At 72.2% G+C, this 15,401-nt stretch carries 15 protein-coding genes and 1 pseudogene; 7 read left to right on the plus strand and 9 right to left on the minus strand.

Features of this window, described 5'->3' with window-relative positions:
• The 3 genes from N798_RS13835 to N798_RS13845 form a co-directional block, all read right to left on the minus strand.
• Positions 1–244: hypothetical protein (locus N798_RS13835; protein ID WP_035949432.1), on the minus strand; the 244-nt coding region annotated here is incomplete at its 3' end.
• Between the two features lie 239 nt (positions 245–483).
• Positions 484–1,191 carry a metal-dependent transcriptional regulator gene (locus N798_RS13840; RefSeq protein ID WP_035949455.1) on the minus strand — a complete coding sequence of 236 codons (708 nt, stop codon included), beginning with the start codon at positions 1,189–1,191 and terminating at the stop codon, positions 484–486.
• Between the two features lie 16 nt (positions 1,192–1,207).
• The gene (locus tag N798_RS13845; protein WP_035949435.1) at positions 1,208–2,482 is read right to left on the minus strand and encodes an MFS transporter; all 1,275 of its coding nucleotides are present in this window, start codon (positions 2,480–2,482) and stop codon (positions 1,208–1,210) included.
• Between the two features lie 30 nt (positions 2,483–2,512).
• On the opposite strand from N798_RS13845, the gene N798_RS13850 reads away from it, so the two are divergent.
• The 4 genes from N798_RS13850 to N798_RS17540 all read left to right on the plus strand — a co-directional run bounded on the left by N798_RS13850 (position 2,513) and on the right by N798_RS17540 (position 7,282).
• The gene (locus tag N798_RS13850; protein ID WP_052117368.1) at positions 2,513–3,211 is read left to right on the plus strand and encodes a hypothetical protein; all 699 of its coding nucleotides are present in this window, start codon (positions 2,513–2,515) and stop codon (positions 3,209–3,211) included.
• An 88-nt stretch (positions 3,212–3,299) separates the two neighbouring features.
• On the plus strand, positions 3,300–4,451 hold the full coding sequence (locus N798_RS13855) for a citrate synthase 2 (RefSeq protein WP_084100733.1): 1,152 nt from the start codon (positions 3,300–3,302) through the stop codon (positions 4,449–4,451).
• Positions 4,452–4,620: 169 nt separating this feature from the next.
• Positions 4,621–5,745 carry a phosphoserine transaminase gene (gene serC / locus N798_RS13860; RefSeq protein ID WP_035949437.1) on the plus strand — a complete coding sequence of 375 codons (1,125 nt, stop codon included), beginning with the start codon at positions 4,621–4,623 and terminating at the stop codon, positions 5,743–5,745.
• 223 nt (positions 5,746–5,968) lie between these two features.
• Positions 5,969–7,282, plus strand: coding sequence for a KOW motif-containing protein (locus N798_RS17540; RefSeq protein WP_052117369.1), 1,314 nt, complete (start codon positions 5,969–5,971; stop codon positions 7,280–7,282).
• A 175-nt stretch (positions 7,283–7,457) separates the two neighbouring features.
• Here N798_RS17540 and N798_RS13870 read toward each other — a convergent pair whose 3' ends face one another.
• Positions 7,458–8,756, minus strand: coding sequence for an MFS transporter (locus N798_RS13870; protein WP_035949438.1), 1,299 nt, complete (start codon positions 8,754–8,756; stop codon positions 7,458–7,460).
• A complete protein-coding gene (locus N798_RS13875) occupies positions 8,753–9,208 on the minus strand; it encodes a MarR family winged helix-turn-helix transcriptional regulator (RefSeq protein ID WP_035949440.1) in 456 nt (151 codons plus the stop codon). The genes N798_RS13870 and N798_RS13875 overlap by 4 nt, the downstream gene beginning before the upstream one ends.
• A 109-nt stretch (positions 9,209–9,317) precedes the next feature.
• Here N798_RS13875 and N798_RS13880 point away from each other — a divergent pair, with 109 nt between their 5' ends.
• Positions 9,318–10,799 (plus strand): NCS2 family permease, encoded by a 1,482-nt coding sequence (locus tag N798_RS13880; protein ID WP_035949442.1) that lies wholly within the window; start codon positions 9,318–9,320, stop codon positions 10,797–10,799.
• A gap of 118 nt (positions 10,800–10,917) precedes the next feature.
• Here N798_RS13880 and N798_RS13885 read toward each other — a convergent pair whose 3' ends face one another.
• From N798_RS13885 to N798_RS13895, 3 genes are read right to left on the minus strand one after another with little or no spacing between them, the layout of a single operon-like run.
• Positions 10,918–11,220 (minus strand): DUF2530 domain-containing protein, encoded by a 303-nt coding sequence (locus N798_RS13885; protein ID WP_229708549.1) that lies wholly within the window; start codon positions 11,218–11,220, stop codon positions 10,918–10,920.
• Between the two features lie 8 nt (positions 11,221–11,228).
• On the minus strand, positions 11,229–11,966 hold the full coding sequence (locus N798_RS13890) for a DUF3027 domain-containing protein (RefSeq protein WP_035949446.1): 738 nt from the start codon (positions 11,964–11,966) through the stop codon (positions 11,229–11,231).
• Entirely contained in the window at positions 11,966–12,370 is a 405-nt protein-coding gene (locus N798_RS13895; RefSeq protein ID WP_035949448.1) for a cold-shock protein, read from the minus strand. The genes N798_RS13890 and N798_RS13895 overlap by 1 nt, the downstream gene beginning before the upstream one ends.
• A 245-nt stretch (positions 12,371–12,615) precedes the next feature.
• Here N798_RS13895 and N798_RS13900 point away from each other — a divergent pair, with 245 nt between their 5' ends.
• Positions 12,616–13,881 carry an MFS transporter gene (locus N798_RS13900; RefSeq protein ID WP_035949450.1) on the plus strand — a complete coding sequence of 422 codons (1,266 nt, stop codon included), beginning with the start codon at positions 12,616–12,618 and terminating at the stop codon, positions 13,879–13,881.
• Here N798_RS13900 and N798_RS13905 read toward each other — a convergent pair.
• Complete coding sequence (locus N798_RS13905) at positions 13,868–14,788, minus strand: aldose 1-epimerase family protein (protein WP_035949452.1); 921 nt, start codon at positions 14,786–14,788, stop codon at positions 13,868–13,870. The two genes, N798_RS13900 and N798_RS13905, sit on opposite strands and share 14 nt — an antisense overlap.
• 43 nt (positions 14,789–14,831) lie before the next feature.
• Here N798_RS13905 and N798_RS13910 point away from each other — a divergent pair.
• Positions 14,832–15,401: pseudogene (locus N798_RS13910) on the plus strand (helicase-associated domain-containing protein); the annotation flags it as partial.

The raw sequence follows: 15,401 nt of genomic DNA on the forward strand, positions 1-15,401 counted from the left end.
GGGCCGTGAGGGCCGCGCGCGAGCCGGCGACCGACGCGCGGGCGCTGCTGCGCGAGGTCGTTCCCTCGGTCGCGGCGGCGCGGTCACGTGCCACGAAGGCGTTCGTCTGCGAGCCGAGCTCGATCTGGCCGGGGTCGGCCTGGACCGGGATCGCGACGGCTGCGGCGACGCTCGTGGCGAGGCCGAGGCCGACGAGGCCCTTGACGAGGGTCGGGCGGGACAGGGAGGAGAAAGCGGCGGTCACGTCGGGCAGACGACGGCGCGTCTGCGCGCGGCGACGACCGGCGCGCGTGTCAGGGGAAAGCACGAAAGAGAACCTCTCGGTGGATCAGGGGTGGACCCACCGTAGCGGCGCTGGGACCCGAAGTCACATTCCGGTAACGGCCAAGTCGGGGACCACCCCGTGAGACGCCGTCGTCCGCCCGCATCCTCGCGTGCTCGGCCACGCACGACCCGCCGGGCGCGCCGGGCGTCTCGAGCAGGTCAGGTGTGACGTGCCGCACGTGCGACGAAGACGTGCGTCGCGATGTCGTCGGGCAGGGAGACCCCGGTCGTCTCGTCGGCGCCCTCGAGGGCAGCGATGACGCGGCCGTTCTCGCGCCGCACGGTGGCGAGCTGGCCCGGAAGCAGGCCCGCAGCCGTGAGCAGCCCGAGCGCCTCGTGGTCGTTCTGCGCGGGCTCGCCGATGCGGCGCACGGTCACCGTGACGGGCGCGGTGTCCGCGACCTCGGACAGCGTCGACAGGCCGGTGCGGAAGTCCTCCGCGAGCGCCTCGCCGAACTCCTCCAGCCCCGGGATGGGGTTGCCGTAGGGCGACTCGGTGTGGTCGGCGAGGAGCGCGAGGATCTTGCGCTCGACGCGGTCCGACATGACGTGCTCCCACCGGCACGCCTCGTCGTGGACATACTCCCACTCGAGCCCGATGACGTCGACGAGGAGTCGCTCGGCGATGCGGTGCTTGCGCATGACCCGCGTGGCGAGGCGGCGGCCCTCCTCGGACAGCTCGATGTGGCGGTCCCCCGCGACCGAGAGCAGGCCGTCGCGCTCCATGCGGGCGACCGTCTGCGACACGGTGGGGCCGGAGTGGCCGAGGCGCTCGGCGATGCGGGCTCGCAGGGGGGTGATGCCCTCCTCCTCGAGCTCGAAGACGGTGCGGAGGTACATCTCCGTGGTGTCGATGAGGTCGGTCACCTGCACATTCTCGCATTCACCTCGCGGCGGTCGGGACGCCTCCACCGCGAGGGTCGTATGCCGGCAGCCACCGTCCCAGCATCGGGGCGCCACCCAGCACGACGAGTCCGAGGACGACGCACGCGGGTCCGAGCCCGGCGAGGACCGTCACCCCGCTGACGAGCAGGGGTGCGCCGTTCTGCCCGAGCAGCGAGAGGAACCGCCACGCGGAGAGGAACTGGGCGCGGCCGGCGACCGGCGCCACGTCCGCCCCGAGGGTCTGGACGATGCCCGACCCCAGCCCGTTGCCGACCCCCATGAGCGTCGAGAACGCGGCGACGGCCGCGAACCCGTGGGCGAGCGGCAGCAGCACCATGCCCAGCCCGAGGACGAGGAGGAACGGCACGGCGACCCAGACCCGTCCGAAGCGGTCCATGACCGAGCCGGCGGGGTAGAAGAGGAGGACCTCAGCGGCGCCGGCGATGCCGAAGACGAGGGCGACCTGGCTGTCGGTGATGCCGACCGACTCCGACCAGAGCGGCACGATGACGAACCGCCCTTGGCGCGCCGCACCGATGACGACGACCCCGAGCCCGATCGTCATGAGCACCCTCTGGTGGCTGCGCACGACGTCGCGCAGCCCCACCCGCTCGCGCACCACCGGCCGACCCGGGCCCGACCGACCCGTCCGCGAACCACGCCGACCACGCGAACCACGCGAAGACGCGTCGCCCTCGTCACCCAGCGGACCGCGCAGGCCCGTCCACGCCCACACCGCGGCGAGCAGGCCCGCGACGACCGCCACGGCATACGCGGCTCTCGTGCCCCACAACGCGATGATCGGCGCCGAGACGAAGGGCCCCACGAAGAGGCCGACGCGCTGGACCCCGCCCATCGTCGACATGGCGCGGGCCCGGCTCCGCACCGGTGCCCGGGCGGTGAGCCACGACTGGCGTGCGAGGAGGAAGACCGACCCCGTCGTGCCCATGAGCCCGATGGCGATGCCGAGCGTCCAGAGGTTCTGCGCGACAACGGCGAGCAGGGCGCCGAGCGCGTCGACGACCGCGGCCCCGGCGAGGGCGCGCCGCTCGCCGATCCGGGCGACGAGCGAGCCGGCGGGCAGGGACGACACGAAGGCCGACATGCCCTCGATGAGGACGAAGGCCGCCGCGAGCGCCACGCTGGCGCCGAGGTCGCGCGCACTGAGCGCGACGACCGGCACCGCGGCGCCGACCCCGACCGACCACACCGCCGTCGGCCCGAACGCCGGCAACGCGATGCTCCGCAGCGAGAACTCCTCGGCGGTGGCCACGCCCGTAACCCTGACACGTAGGTTGGGGCCGTGCACGTGGTGATCCCCGGTCGATACAACGGCCCTCCGACGTCGGGCAACGGCGGCTGGGTGAGCGGGCTCGTCGCGAGCCACACCCCGACCACCGAGGACGCCCCAGCGGTCTCGGTGCGGCTGCGCCTCCCCCCACCGCTCGACCGCGAGCTCACCCTCGACGTCGGCGGCGAGGCGACCCCGACGACCCTGCGTGACGGCGACGCGGTGGTCGCGACGGCCACCGCCGCCCCCGCGCCGGACGGCCCCCTCCCCGACCCGGTCACGGTCGACCAGGCCCGTGCCGCCGAGGCGTTCGCGATCACGGCGCAGGAGCACCCGTTCCCGACCTGCTACGGCTGCGGCCCCGACCACCCGAGCGGCCTCCACATGCGTTCCGGACGCCTCCCCGGCGACAGCGGTGCGTATGCCGCGACCTGGACCCCGCGCGACGACTCGCCTCCCGAGGTGTGGGCCGCGCTCGACTGCCCGGGCGGCAAGGCGGCCGGCTTCCCGGCGACGGTCATGGTGCTCGGCACGATGACCGCCCGCATCACCACCCCGCCGACGCTCGGCGAGGAGCACGTCGTCCTGTCGTGGTCGCGCGGCGACGACGGGCGCAAGCGGCACGCAGGATCGGCCCTCTTCACGGCCGGTGGGCGCCTGCTGGCCCGGGCCGACCAGACATGGATCGCCGTCGAGCGGTCCGGCACCTGAACCACCCACCGATTGACCCACCCGCCCGGATCGTCGGCGTGCACAATGTTGCTGCCCGACACCGGAAGAAGCCGAGACGAGGGAACTTGTGACAGCGAAGTCCGAGACCGACACCACCGCCGCCGCACCTGCGAAGGCGGCGCCCGACCCCGACTTCCGGCCGGGCCTCGAGGGCGTCATCGCCTTCGAGTCGACGATCGCCGAACCCGACAAGGAGGGTGGCGCGCTGCGCTACCGCGGCGTCGACATCAAGGACCTCGTCGGCCGGGTGAGCTTCGGCCAGGTGTGGGGGCTGCTCGTCGACAACGAGTTCGACCCCGGCCTGCCGCCGGCCGAGCCGTTCCCGCTGCCGGTGCACACCGGTGACATCCGCGTCGACGTCCAGTCGGCCCTCGCGCAGCTCGCGCCCGTCTGGGGCTTCAAGCCGCTGCTCGACATCGACGACGCCGAGGCACGCGACAACCTCGCCCGCGCCTCGGTCATGGCGCTGTCCTTCATCGCCCAGTCGGCGCACGGCCAGGACAAGCCGATGGTGCCGCAGAGCCGGGTCGACGAGGGCAAGACGATCGTCGAGCGCTTCATGATCCGCTGGCGCGGCGAGCCCGACCCCAAGCACGTCGAGGCCATCGACGCCTACTTCATCTCCGCCGCCGAGCACGGCATGAACGCCTCGACGTTCACCGCCCGCGTCATCGCCTCCACCGGCGCCGACGTCGCAGCCTGCATGTCCGGCGCCATCGGCGCCCTGTCGGGCCCGCTGCACGGCGGCGCACCCTCGCGCGCCCAGCACATGATCGAGGGCGTCGAGCGCACCGGTGACGCGACGGCATACGTCAAGGGGGTCCTCGACCGCGGTGAGCGGCTCATGGGCTTCGGGCACCGCGTCTACCGGGCCTACGACCCGCGCGCCGCCGTCCTGCGCGACACGTGCAAGCGCCTCGGCGCCCCGCGCTACGAGGTCGCCGCCGAGCTCGAGAAGGCCGCCATCGCGGCCCTCGCCGAGCGCCACCCTGAACGGCGGATGGAGACCAACGTCGACTACTGGGCCGCGGTGCTCCTCGACTTCGCCGAGGTCCCCGGCAACATGATGACGCCGCTCTTCGTCTCGGCCCGCACGGCCGGCTGGGCCGCGCACATCCTCGAACAGAAGAAGACCGGCCGCCTCATCCGCCCGAGCTCGCGCTACATCGGCGAGCCGAGCCGCGGCATCGAGTCGGTGGCCGGCTGGCGCGAGGCCTGAGCGCCCCACGTCCCGTGACGGGACGGCATACCGAGCAGTCGGTATGCCGTCCCGTCGCCGTTCGCGGCTCCTGCCACGACGGCATGTCACGCGCACGACGACGCGTCTCACGACGTCCGGTGGGTGAACTCACACAGGGGGCACTCCGGCCGTGCGGGAGGATGGGCCGGTGACTGACGCAGCCATCACCATCCCCGCCGACCTCCTCCCCACCGACGGACGCTTCGGGTCCGGCCCCTCCAAGGTCCGCCCCGAGCAGGTCGAGTTCCTCGCCTCCCTCGGCACGACCGTGCTCGGGACCTCCCACCGCCAGGCCCCCGTCAAGAACCTCGTGAAGTCGGTGCGCTCCGGCCTCTCCGACCTCTTCTCGCTGCCCGAGGGCTACGAGGTCGTGCTCGGCAACGGTGGCGCCACCGCCTTCTGGGACATCGCCGCCTTCGGACTCGTGCGCGAGCGCGCCCAGCACCTCGCCTTCGGTGAGTTCTCGAGCAAGTTCGGCGCCGTGACCTCGGCCGCCCCCTTCCTTGGCGAGTCCTCGATTCTCAAGAGCGACCCGGGCACGCGCCCCACGGCGGTCGCCGAGGACGGCATCGACGTCTACGCGTGGGCGCACAACGAGACGAGCACGGGCGTCATGACCGACGTGCGCCGGGTCGAGGGCGCTGCCGACGACGCACTCGTCCTCGTCGACGCCACCTCGGGCGCCGGCGGCCTGCCCGTCGACGTCGCCGAGAGCGACGTCTACTACTTCGGCCCGCAGAAGTGCTTCGCCGCCGACGGTGGCCTGTGGCTCGCGCTCTTCTCCCCCGCCGCGCTGGCCCGCGTCGACGAGATCGCGGCGACCGGGCGCTGGGTGCCGGACTTCTTCAGCCTCCCGACGGCGATCGACAACAGCCGCAAGGACCAGACCTACAACACGCCGGCCGTCGGCACGCTCGCGCTGCTCGACGAGCAGGTGCGCTGGCTCAACCAGCAGGGCGGCCTCGACTGGGCCACGGCCCGGACCAAGGACTCGTCCGACCGTCTCTACACGTGGGCCGAGTCGGTCGACTACGCGACCCCGTTCGTCGCCGACCCCGCCGCCCGCAGCCAGGTCGTCGCGACGATCGACTTCGACGACGCGGTCGACGCGTCCGTCATCGCCAAGACGCTCCGCGCGCACGGCGTCGTCGACGTCGAGCCCTACCGCAAGCTCGGGCGCAACCAGCTGCGCGTGGCGACCTTCCCGGCCGTCGAGCCCGAGGACGTCAGCAAGCTCATCGCCTCGATCGAGCACGTCGTCGCCGCTCTCTGAGTGCTCGCCGCCGAGTCGGCACCTACCGCGTAGGAAGTGCTGTGATCACAGCACCTCCTACGCGGTAGGTGCGTTTGGGCGACGGACGCGGCGGTCCAGTGGTCCTGCTGGTGCGGGTGGGACCTGGGGTGTGGAGTGCCTCACCCGCAAGCCCACGGCCGGGGTTTCTTCCGGGTAACCTTTGCGATGGACTGCACGACGTCGTGACGAGAAGGAGGCTGACATGGGGGTCAGCACGTCCCGGAGGGCTCTGGACGCCCTGCGGACCACGACCGGCCGACGTGTGGCCGGCGCGGTGGTCGCCCTCGCCGTGACGACGACCGGCGTTGCGGCCGTCGCCGCGACCGAGCCCGGCAGTGCCGAGCGCCCGCGCCTCGTCGTCCCGCCCGTGGCCGTGGAGCAGGCCGGTGGCGTGAGCAGCCTCCCCGCACTCCCCGCCCTCCCGCCGCTCGAGCTGCCCGACCCCAACGCCTCGATCCCGCCCGAGCTTCTCCCCGAGCAGCCGCAGACATGGGGCCTCACGAGCACTGCCAGTGGCATCCCCGCCCAGGCCCTCGCCGCCTATCAGGCAGCCCAGCGCCTCCTCGCCGAGGCCGACCCCGGCTGCAGGATCGACTGGGCTCTCCTCGCCGGCATCGGCAAGGTCGAGAGCGACCACGGCCGCTGGGGCCGCAACCTCCTCGACGCCGGCGGCACGGCGGTGCCCGGCATCTTCGGCATCCCGCTCACCGGTGACGGCGTCGCCCGCATCACCGACACCGACGGCGGTCGCTACGACCGCGACGTCGTCTTCGACCGCGCCGTGGGCCCCATGCAGTTCATCCCCGGCACGTGGAGGTCGGTCGGCGCCGACGGCAACGACGACGGCCGGCGCGACCCCCAGAACATGTTCGACGCGGCCACCGCTGCCGGCGTCTACCTCTGCTCGGGCTCGGGCGACCTCACCGACTCGTCCGACCTCACCCGGGCCGTGCTCCGCTACAACCACTCGATGGACTACGTCGCCAAGGTGACGAGCATCGCCGCGTCCTACCGCGCCGGTCACTCGGTCGTGCCCGCGACGGCTCTCCCGCCCGGGTATGCCGGGCGCTCGCCCTACCTTCCCCCTGCCGGCGCCCAGCCCGGTCCGGGGGCGAGCCCCACGCCCGGGGCAACGGGAGAGCCGTCGTCGGGTACCGGCAGCACCCCGGCCCCGAAGCCCACGAGTGGGAGCAGCACGCCCCAGCCGAAGCCCACGTCGACCTCTCCGGTCCCCCAGCCGAAGCCTCCGTCGGCACCGGCGCCGCTGCCCAAACCGCCCGCCGTCCCGCTGCCAAGGGTGACCGCGACGCCGCTGCCCTCGACGACCGTGGCGGTCGACCCCGACCCCTTCTCGGTCGGCGACACCGTGAAGATCACCGCGGGGCAGTACCTCGGCGTCACCGCGCAGGTCGCCAAGGTCGACACCGTCAAGAACACCGTCACCGTCTCCGTCAAGACGGGCCTGCTCACGGTGCCCGTCGTGCTGCCCTACGGATCGGTCACGCTCGTCCCCTGACCCGCACCACGACCGACCCGGCACCAGCAGGAGGGGTGTCGGGTCGGCTCAGGTGCGGACGGCATACGCGTCAGGTGAGGACGGCACACGCGTCAGGTGAGGACGGCATACGCGATCGCCACGACGACGAGGACCGCGAGGACGCCGAGGGTCATCCGGCGACGGAAGGTCGGCGTCATCGCGCGGCCTCCGGCGCCGGCTCGGTGACGGTGTCACGCACCGGCACGGCCTCGATGGTGATGCGCGGGGAGCGCTGCGACTCGTAGCTCACCCGGACATTCTGCTGGCGGGCGATCCACCACATGACGCCGACCAGCGTGATGCCGATGGCGATGGGGCCGATGGCGATCGTCCAGCGCGCACCCCAGACCTCGCCGATCCAGCCGATGATCGGGGCGCCGATGGGGGTGCCGCCCATGAAGATCGCCATGTAGAGGGCCATGACCCGGCCGCGGACGAGCGGGTCGGTGCGGAGCTGCACCATGGCGTTGGCGGTCGTGAGCGCGGTGAGCGCCGACAGGCCGGTGGGCACAAGGGCGACCGCGAAGAGCGCGTAGGTCGGGGCGAGGGCCGCCGCGGCCGTCGAGAGCGTGAAGCCGGCCAGCGAGAGCAGGAGCACCCTCAGCCGGGGCTCGCCGCGACGGGCGCTGAGCAGCGCGGCGGTGAGCGACCCGATGGCCATGATCGAGCCGAGCACGCCGTACTCGGTCGGGCCCTTGCCGAACTCCTGGGTGGCCATGAGCGCCGTCGTCACCTGGAAGTTCATGCCGAAGGTGCCGAGGACGAAGACGAGGAGCATGACAACCTGGATGTCCGGCCGGTTGCGGACGTAGCGGACGCCCTCGCGGATCGCTCCCTTGCCACGCGTCAGCGGTGCCGGGATGAGGTCGGCGGTCCGCAGCAGGGCGAGCGCGACGATGACGAAGACGAACGTGCCGACGTTGACGAGCAGCGTCCAGCCGGTGCCGTAGCCCGCGATCATGAGGCCGGCGACGCCGGGCCCGATGAGCCGTCCGGCGTTGAAGGACGCGCTGTTGAGGGCGACCGCGTTGGCGAGCTTGTCGCGCGGCACCATCTCGGAGACGAAGGACTGGCGGGCCGGGTTGTCGATGGCGGTGACGACGCCCTGGGCGAGGGCGATCGCATAGACCTGCCAGAGGGTGGCGACGTCGAGGAGCACGAGGGCGGCGAGCACGAGGCTCGTCACGAGCAGCAGGCTCTGGGTGACGAGGAGGATGCGGCGGCGGTGGAAGCGGTCGGCGATCGCGCCCGCCCACGGGGCGAGCAGGAGGAAGGGCAGGAACTGCAGGCCGGTGACGATGCCGAGGGCCTGGCTCGAGTGGTCGGTGAGCTCGGTGAGGACGAGCCAGTCCTGCGCGACGCGGCCCATCCACGTCCCGACGTTGGAGACGAAGGAGCCCGCGTAGAAGATCCGGTAGTTGCGCTCGCTGAAGGAGGTGAAGGTCGGGCTCACTCGTTGGCCACCTTCCGGAGGATCTCGGTGGCGCGCACGAGCACCGCCTGCTCCTCGGGGTCGAGGTGTCCGACGCGGACCGACATCCACTGGTCGCGGCGGCGGCGGGTCTCCTTGAGGACCTTCCGCGCGTCGTCGGTGAGCGAGACGATGACCTGGCGCTTGTCGTCGGGGTCCGGCGTCCGCTCGACCCAGCCGCGCTCGACGAGGCCGGCGACGGTGCGCGTCATGCTCGGGGCGCTGACCTTCTCGATCTCGGCGAGCTCGCCGGGCGTGCGCGGCGACTCCTCGAGCCGGCACATCACCGAGAAGTGGTGCGGGGCGATGAGGTCGGTGCTCTCGAAGCGGACCCGCCGCGAGATGCGCATGCAGGCGAGGCGGAGCTCACCGGCGAGGGCGGACACCGCGGCGGGCCGCAGGGCGGCATACGGGCTCGTGGTGTCGTTCGTCATGGTACTTAGCCTAACTCATTACGTTTGCTAAGTATTTCCCTTCCGGTCCGCGAGATCGTCCAGCGGGACGTCGTATGCCGTCCGCCGCCTCCCTCGCTATGGTTCGCCCATGCCGACTGCCACCAGCGCCGACCCGCGCACCGGGTCCTCCGCGATCGACCGCTTCTTCAGGATCACCGAGCGCGGCTCGTCGATCGGCCGGGAGGTGCGTGGCGGCGTCGTCACGTTCTTCACCATGGCCTACATCGTCGTGCTCAACCCGCTCATCCTCGGCTTCGCCCAGGACGCCAACGGCGACTTCCTCGGCGGCGGCTCGGGCGACGGGTCCAACCTCCCGGCCATCGCCGCGGGCACCGCCCTCGTCGCCGGGCTGCTCACGATCCTCATGGGCGTCGTCGCGAACTTCCCGCTCGCGCTCGCCACCGGGCTCGGGCTCAACGCCTTCGTCGCGTTCGCCGTCGCGTCGCAGATGACGTGGGCCGACGCCATGGGCCTCGTCGTCCTCGAGGGCCTCATCATCCTCGTACTCGTCCTCACCGGCTTCCGGCAGGCGGTCTTCCACGCCGTGCCCAAGCAGCTCAAGGTCGCGATCTCGGTCGGCATCGGCCTCTTCATCGCGCTCATCGGCTTCGTCGACGCGGGGTTCGTGCGCCGCACGGCCTCGGGCACGGTGCCGGTCCAGCTCGGTGTCGACGGGTTCCTCGGCGGCTGGCCGACCTTCGTCTTCGTCGCCGGGCTCGTCCTCATCATCGTGCTCTGGGTGCGCAAGGTCCGGGGTGCGATCCTCATCGCCATCGCAGCGACGACCGTGCTCGCCATCCTCATCGAGGCCATCGCCAAGATCGGCCCGATGGTCATGGGCGACAAGGTCAACCCGACCGGCTGGGGCCTCATCGTCCCGACGCTGCCCGACGAGATCATCGACACCCCGTCGTTCTCGACCGTGGGCGAGTTCTCGCTGCTCGGGTCGTTCCAGTCGGTCGGCATCGTCTCGGCCGCACTGCTCATCTTCACCCTCATGCTCGCCGACTTCTTCGACACCATGGGCACGATGACGGCGATCGGCCACGAGGCCGACCTGCTCGACGACGACGGCCTGCCGCCGCACACCGACCGCATCCTCGTCGTCGACTCCCTGGCCGCCGCGGCCGGTGGCGCCGCGGGTGTCTCGTCGAACACGAGCTACATCGAGTCGGCCTCGGGTGTGGGCGAGGGCGCACGCACCGGTCTCGCCTCGGTCGTCACCGGGCTGCTCTTCCTGCTGTCGATGGTCTTCGCGCCGCTCATCAAGGTCGTCCCGTCCGAGGCCGCGGTCCCCGCGCTCGTCCTCGTCGGCTTCCTCATGATGCAGCAGGTCAAGGAGATCGACTGGGACGACGTCGAGATCGCCATCCCGGCCTTCCTCACGATCGTCCTCATGCCGTTCACCTACTCGATCACCGCGGGCATCGGCGCCGGCTTCGTCGCCTACGTCCTCATCAAGGTCGTCCGGGGCAAGGCCGCGGCGATCCACCCGCTCATGTGGCTCGTCGCCGGGCTGTTCGTCCTCTACTTCGCGATCGACCCGATCAAGACCGCCCTCGGCGTCTGAGACGCGCCGCGCCCGACCCGCCGAGTCGAGAGTAGACAGAGTCCCGCCCCGAGTTCCGAGGGCGGGACTCTGTCTACTCTCGACTGCTTGGCTGCCGGGGCCGGGGGCGCGGGGCCGTTCAGCCGGCGTCGTGGGCGTTGCCGCGACCGCGGCGGACGTAGGCGAAGCCGATCGTGCCGAGGACGAACCCGGCGACGCAGCCCCACGGCCACCACGACCGCTCCCCCTCGTGCAGCGCCGGCACGAGCAGCGTGACGACGAGCGCGACGGCCCACAGGACGAGGCCGATGGCGATGATCCGCTGGGTCGGGACCTGCATCGCGCGCAGCACCTCGACCCCGCCCTCCGGCATGCCCTCGGGCACGTCAGAAGCCCGTATGCCGTCCACTCCCGGCTCGCTCGCCCCCTGCGGCTCGCTCACGGCCGGTCTCAGACCCGCTCGAGCTGGTTGTCGTCGAGCACCGGCGGCGCCACGACCTCGGGCTCAGGAGCCTCGACGTCGACCTCGGAGTGGGCGCCGCAGCCGTGGTCCAGGCTCACGACGCTGCCGTCGGAGGGAGACCAGGCGTTGGCGCACACGCCGAAAAAAGACCGAAGGGCACCCGCCATCGGAATGAAGAAGCCGCAGGAGGAGCACGGCGCCGGGGCCTTCTGGGCAACGGGGGCGTGGGGACCATGGTCGCCGTCGTACCAGCGCTGGGCGGCGGCGTCGCGGCCCTCGGCCGACAGCACCCGCTCGCGCCCGAGGCCGAGCTCGTAGAGCGCGACGCGGTCGACGTCCTCGTCGCCCGTGGCCTCGAAGCCGGCCACGAGCAGCGGGTCGTCGTCGATCTTGGGCGTGACGTCGCCGGGGCCGATGTCCCCGGGAGCCAGCCGATCGGCATACGGGACCCACTCGGGCGACAGCAGCGCGCCGTCACCGGGGACGAGGTTGGTCTCGGAGACGGTGACCACCTTGGAGCGCGGCACGCGCGCGACGGTGATCGCCCAGCGCCAGCCGGGGTAGGCGCCCGCGGTGCAGGCGAAGTAGTGCGTGCCGACGCGGTCCTCGACCATCTCCATGCCGAGGTGGTCGCCGACGGTGCCGGCCTCCGCGATCGACTCGGCGGCCTCGCGAGCGAGGTCGACCGCACCCCTGAGGGTGGGATCGGGCTTGACGGCGGGCATCAGACGTCGAGGTCGTCGGCGACGGCCCGCAGCACCTGGGCGACCTTGGACCCGTGGCCCTTGTCGGGGTAGTGACCGCGGCGCAGCGAGCTCTGCACCGAGTCGAGGAGGGTGATGAGGTCCTCGACGATGACGACCATCTCCTCGGCCGGCTTGCGGTCACGGGCCTTGCGGTTGGCCGTGACGCTCGCGGCGGGCTCGAGGAGGCGCAGCGACAGTGCCTGGGCGCCGCGGCGACCCTCGACGATGCCGAACTCGACGCGGGCACCGTTCTTGAGGGACGTCACGCCCGCGGGCAGGGCGCTCGCGGGCACGAAGACGTCGCCGCCCTCGGCCGGGTCGTCGGTCGAGACGAACCCGAAGCCCTTGTCGGAGTCGTAGAACTTCACCTTGCCAGTCGGCACGGGGCACCTCATGTGATTGCTGTGGGGTCCGGAGTGCGGTGGCTCGCACCTCCGGGCGTACCCGCACAGCGTATCTGGCGGGATGTCCGCCCCGCGCACGCCTTTCCCGCACACCCCGCCGGTCCCGGTCCGCGACTCATTGCCAGTTCCAGCGCCGCTGGACGTCGCAGTCAGTCGGAGGCGGGGCGCTGGAACCGGCAATAAGTCGGTTGGGGAGTGTCGGTGCGGGCTGCGAGAGTTCTCCGGTGAGCACCGAGACCGCGCGCAGCAAGGTGAGCCTGCGACAGTTCTGGGCCGAGCTCCCGACCCCCGGGCGCTGGCTGCTGTCGACGGTCGCGGTGCAGACCCTCGGCCGCGGCCTCACGCTGCCGTTCACCGTCATCTACGTCAACGAGGTGCGCGGCATCGGGCTCGGCACGGCCGGCACCCTCCTCGCCCTCATCGCCGTCGTCGCGCTCTGCGTCACCGGTCCGGGTGGGTCGCTCACCGACCGCCTCGGCGCCCGCCGGATGCTCATCGCCGGCACGAGCGCGCAGCTCGTCGGCTGCGTCGTGCTCGCCTTCGCCACCACCGTCCCGGCGTTCGTCGTCGGCTTCGTCCTCCTCGGTTTCAACTTCGGGGTCTCGTGGCCGGCCTTCAACGCACTCATCGCCTCGGTGGTCACGGGCCCGCTCCGCCAGCAGTACTTCGGGGTCAACTTCGCCCTCGTCAACCTCGGCATCGGCCTCGGCGGCGTCATCGGCGGCCTCTTCGTCGACGTGCGCGAGCCGATGACCTTCACCCTGATCTTCCTCGCCGACGCGCTGAGCATGCTCGTGCCGCTGGGGCTCCTCCTCGGACCCCTGCGCCACGTGCACGGCCGAGCCGAGCGCACCGAGGACACCCCGACCGTCGGCTACCTCGACATCCTGCGGCGGCCGCCGGTCCTGTGGCTCACCTTCATCACCTTCCTCTGCACCTTCATCGGCTACGGGCAGATCGAGTCCGGCTTCCCGGCCTTCTCGCGTCAGGTCGGCGGGGTCTCGACCCAGGTCATCGGCTTCGCGTTCGCCATCAACACGCTCGTCATCGTGGCGCTCCAGTTCACCGTGCTCAAGGCGGTCACAGGACGCCGCCGCACCCGCGGCCTGCTCGTCATGGTCGTGCTCTGGCTCGTCTCGTGGCTCGTGCTCTCGTCGGCCGGCCTCGGTCCGGCGATGCTCGCGGCGGTCGCGGTCGTCGCCTTCATGGGCGTCTTCGGGCTCGGCGAGATCTTCATGCAGATCGCCATCCCCGCCATCACCAACGACATGGCCGACGACCACGTACGCGGGCGCGCCAACGCCGTCAACGCCGGCGCCTTCCAGGGCGGGGCCATCCTCGGGCCGATCGTCTCCGGCCTCCTGCTCGAGCACGACCTCCCGGCGGTGTTCATCGGCGCGATGGTGGGCGGCCTCGTCGTCATGGCCGCCGCGATCGTCGTCCTCGAGCGTCAGCTCACGCCCATCGAGAACGGCGTCACCGCGGGCTGATCCCCCACGTGCCGGTCCACGCCTCCCCGGGGCCGAGCCGCAGCAGCGAGTTGCGGGAGTTGAACGCGTCGGGCGGGCACGTCATCGGCTCGACGGCGATGCCGTGGACGCCGGGCTGGTCCGCCTCGGCCTTGCCCGAGAACACCTGCACCCACGGCAGTGCATCCGCGTCGCCCCAGACGTCGACGGTCCCACGGTCGGGAGTCGTCACGGTGACCGTCCACCGCCCGTCGACGACCTCGAGATCCGTGTATGCCGTGTCGAGCCGCCGCTTCCCGATCGCCTTGGGTGCCCGGTAGTCGTAGGGCGTGCCGTCGACCGGTGAGGTCGCGCGGGGCAGCATCCGGTCGTCGACCTCGACCCGCTTCGCGCCCGGAATGCTCACCTCGACGTCCTCGACCGGCATGTCGCCGATGGCGACGTAGGGATGCGCGCCGAAGCCGAAGGGGGCGTTGCCCTTCCCGACGTTCGCGACGTGCACGGTGACGGTGAGGCCGACGGGCGACACGGCATACGTCGTCGTCGACGCGAGGTGCCAGTCCCAGCCCGGCTGTGGGAAGAGACGGTGCGCGACGGTGAGCGAGGAGTCCGTGCGCGCGACGAGACGCCAGGGCGCCCAGCGGACGAGGCCGTGGCTGGCGTTGCCGTACTCGACCTCGGTGAGCGGCAGCTGGTGGTCGACGCCGTCCAAGGAGTAGCGGCCGTCGCGGATCCGGTTGGGCCACGGGATGAGCTGCTGCCCACGGCCGCTCGTGCACGGCGCGTCGGCGTCGTAGCCGGCGAGGACGTCGACGCCGTCGCGCGTCCACGAGCGCAGCCCGCCCCCGACCTCGACGACGGCGAGCTCGTCGCGGCCGACCGAGAGGTGCCACTGCTCGCCGGTGGGTGAGGGCGCCTGTGTCGTCATGGATGCGAATCTACGCGGGGCTCCGCGGGACTACGGTGGTGCAGTGCCGCCCGACTCCCCCAGCCAGAGCCGTTCGCTGGCCGACGACATCCGCGGGCGGTCCGACGAGGAGCTCCTCGCGCTGCTCGCCGCACGCCCGGACCTCGCACGCCCGGCTCCGAGCGACCTCACCGCGCTGGCGTCGCGCAGCTCGACCCGCGCGAGCACGCTGCGTGCGGTCGACGGGCTGGACACCGCACACCTGAACGCCCTCGAGGCCGCGGCGGTCGTCGGCGAGACGGTGAGCACGGCCGACCTCGCTCGCGCGCTCGGCGAGGTCGACACGGCCACGGCCACCCGCCTGCTCGACGACCTCTGGCGCGTCGCCCTCGTCTGGCGAGCCCCGGAGGGGACCGTCGTCACGCGGACCGCCAAGGACGTCCTCGGCGACAACGTCGCCGGCCTCGGGCCCGGCGGAGACGACCTGCCGGGCGGCGACGCCCTCGACGAGGAGACCATCCGGGCGGCCGTCGCCGAGGCTCCGCCCCGCGCCCGGGCCGTCCTCGACCGGCTCACGTGGGGCCCGTCGGTGGGCATCGTCGCCGCCGAGGACGCGCCGGGTCGACGCGGTCCG

This window comes from Knoellia flava TL1 (assembly GCF_000768675.1).
Taxonomy (GTDB): Bacteria; Actinomycetota; Actinomycetes; order Actinomycetales; family Dermatophilaceae; genus Knoellia; species Knoellia flava.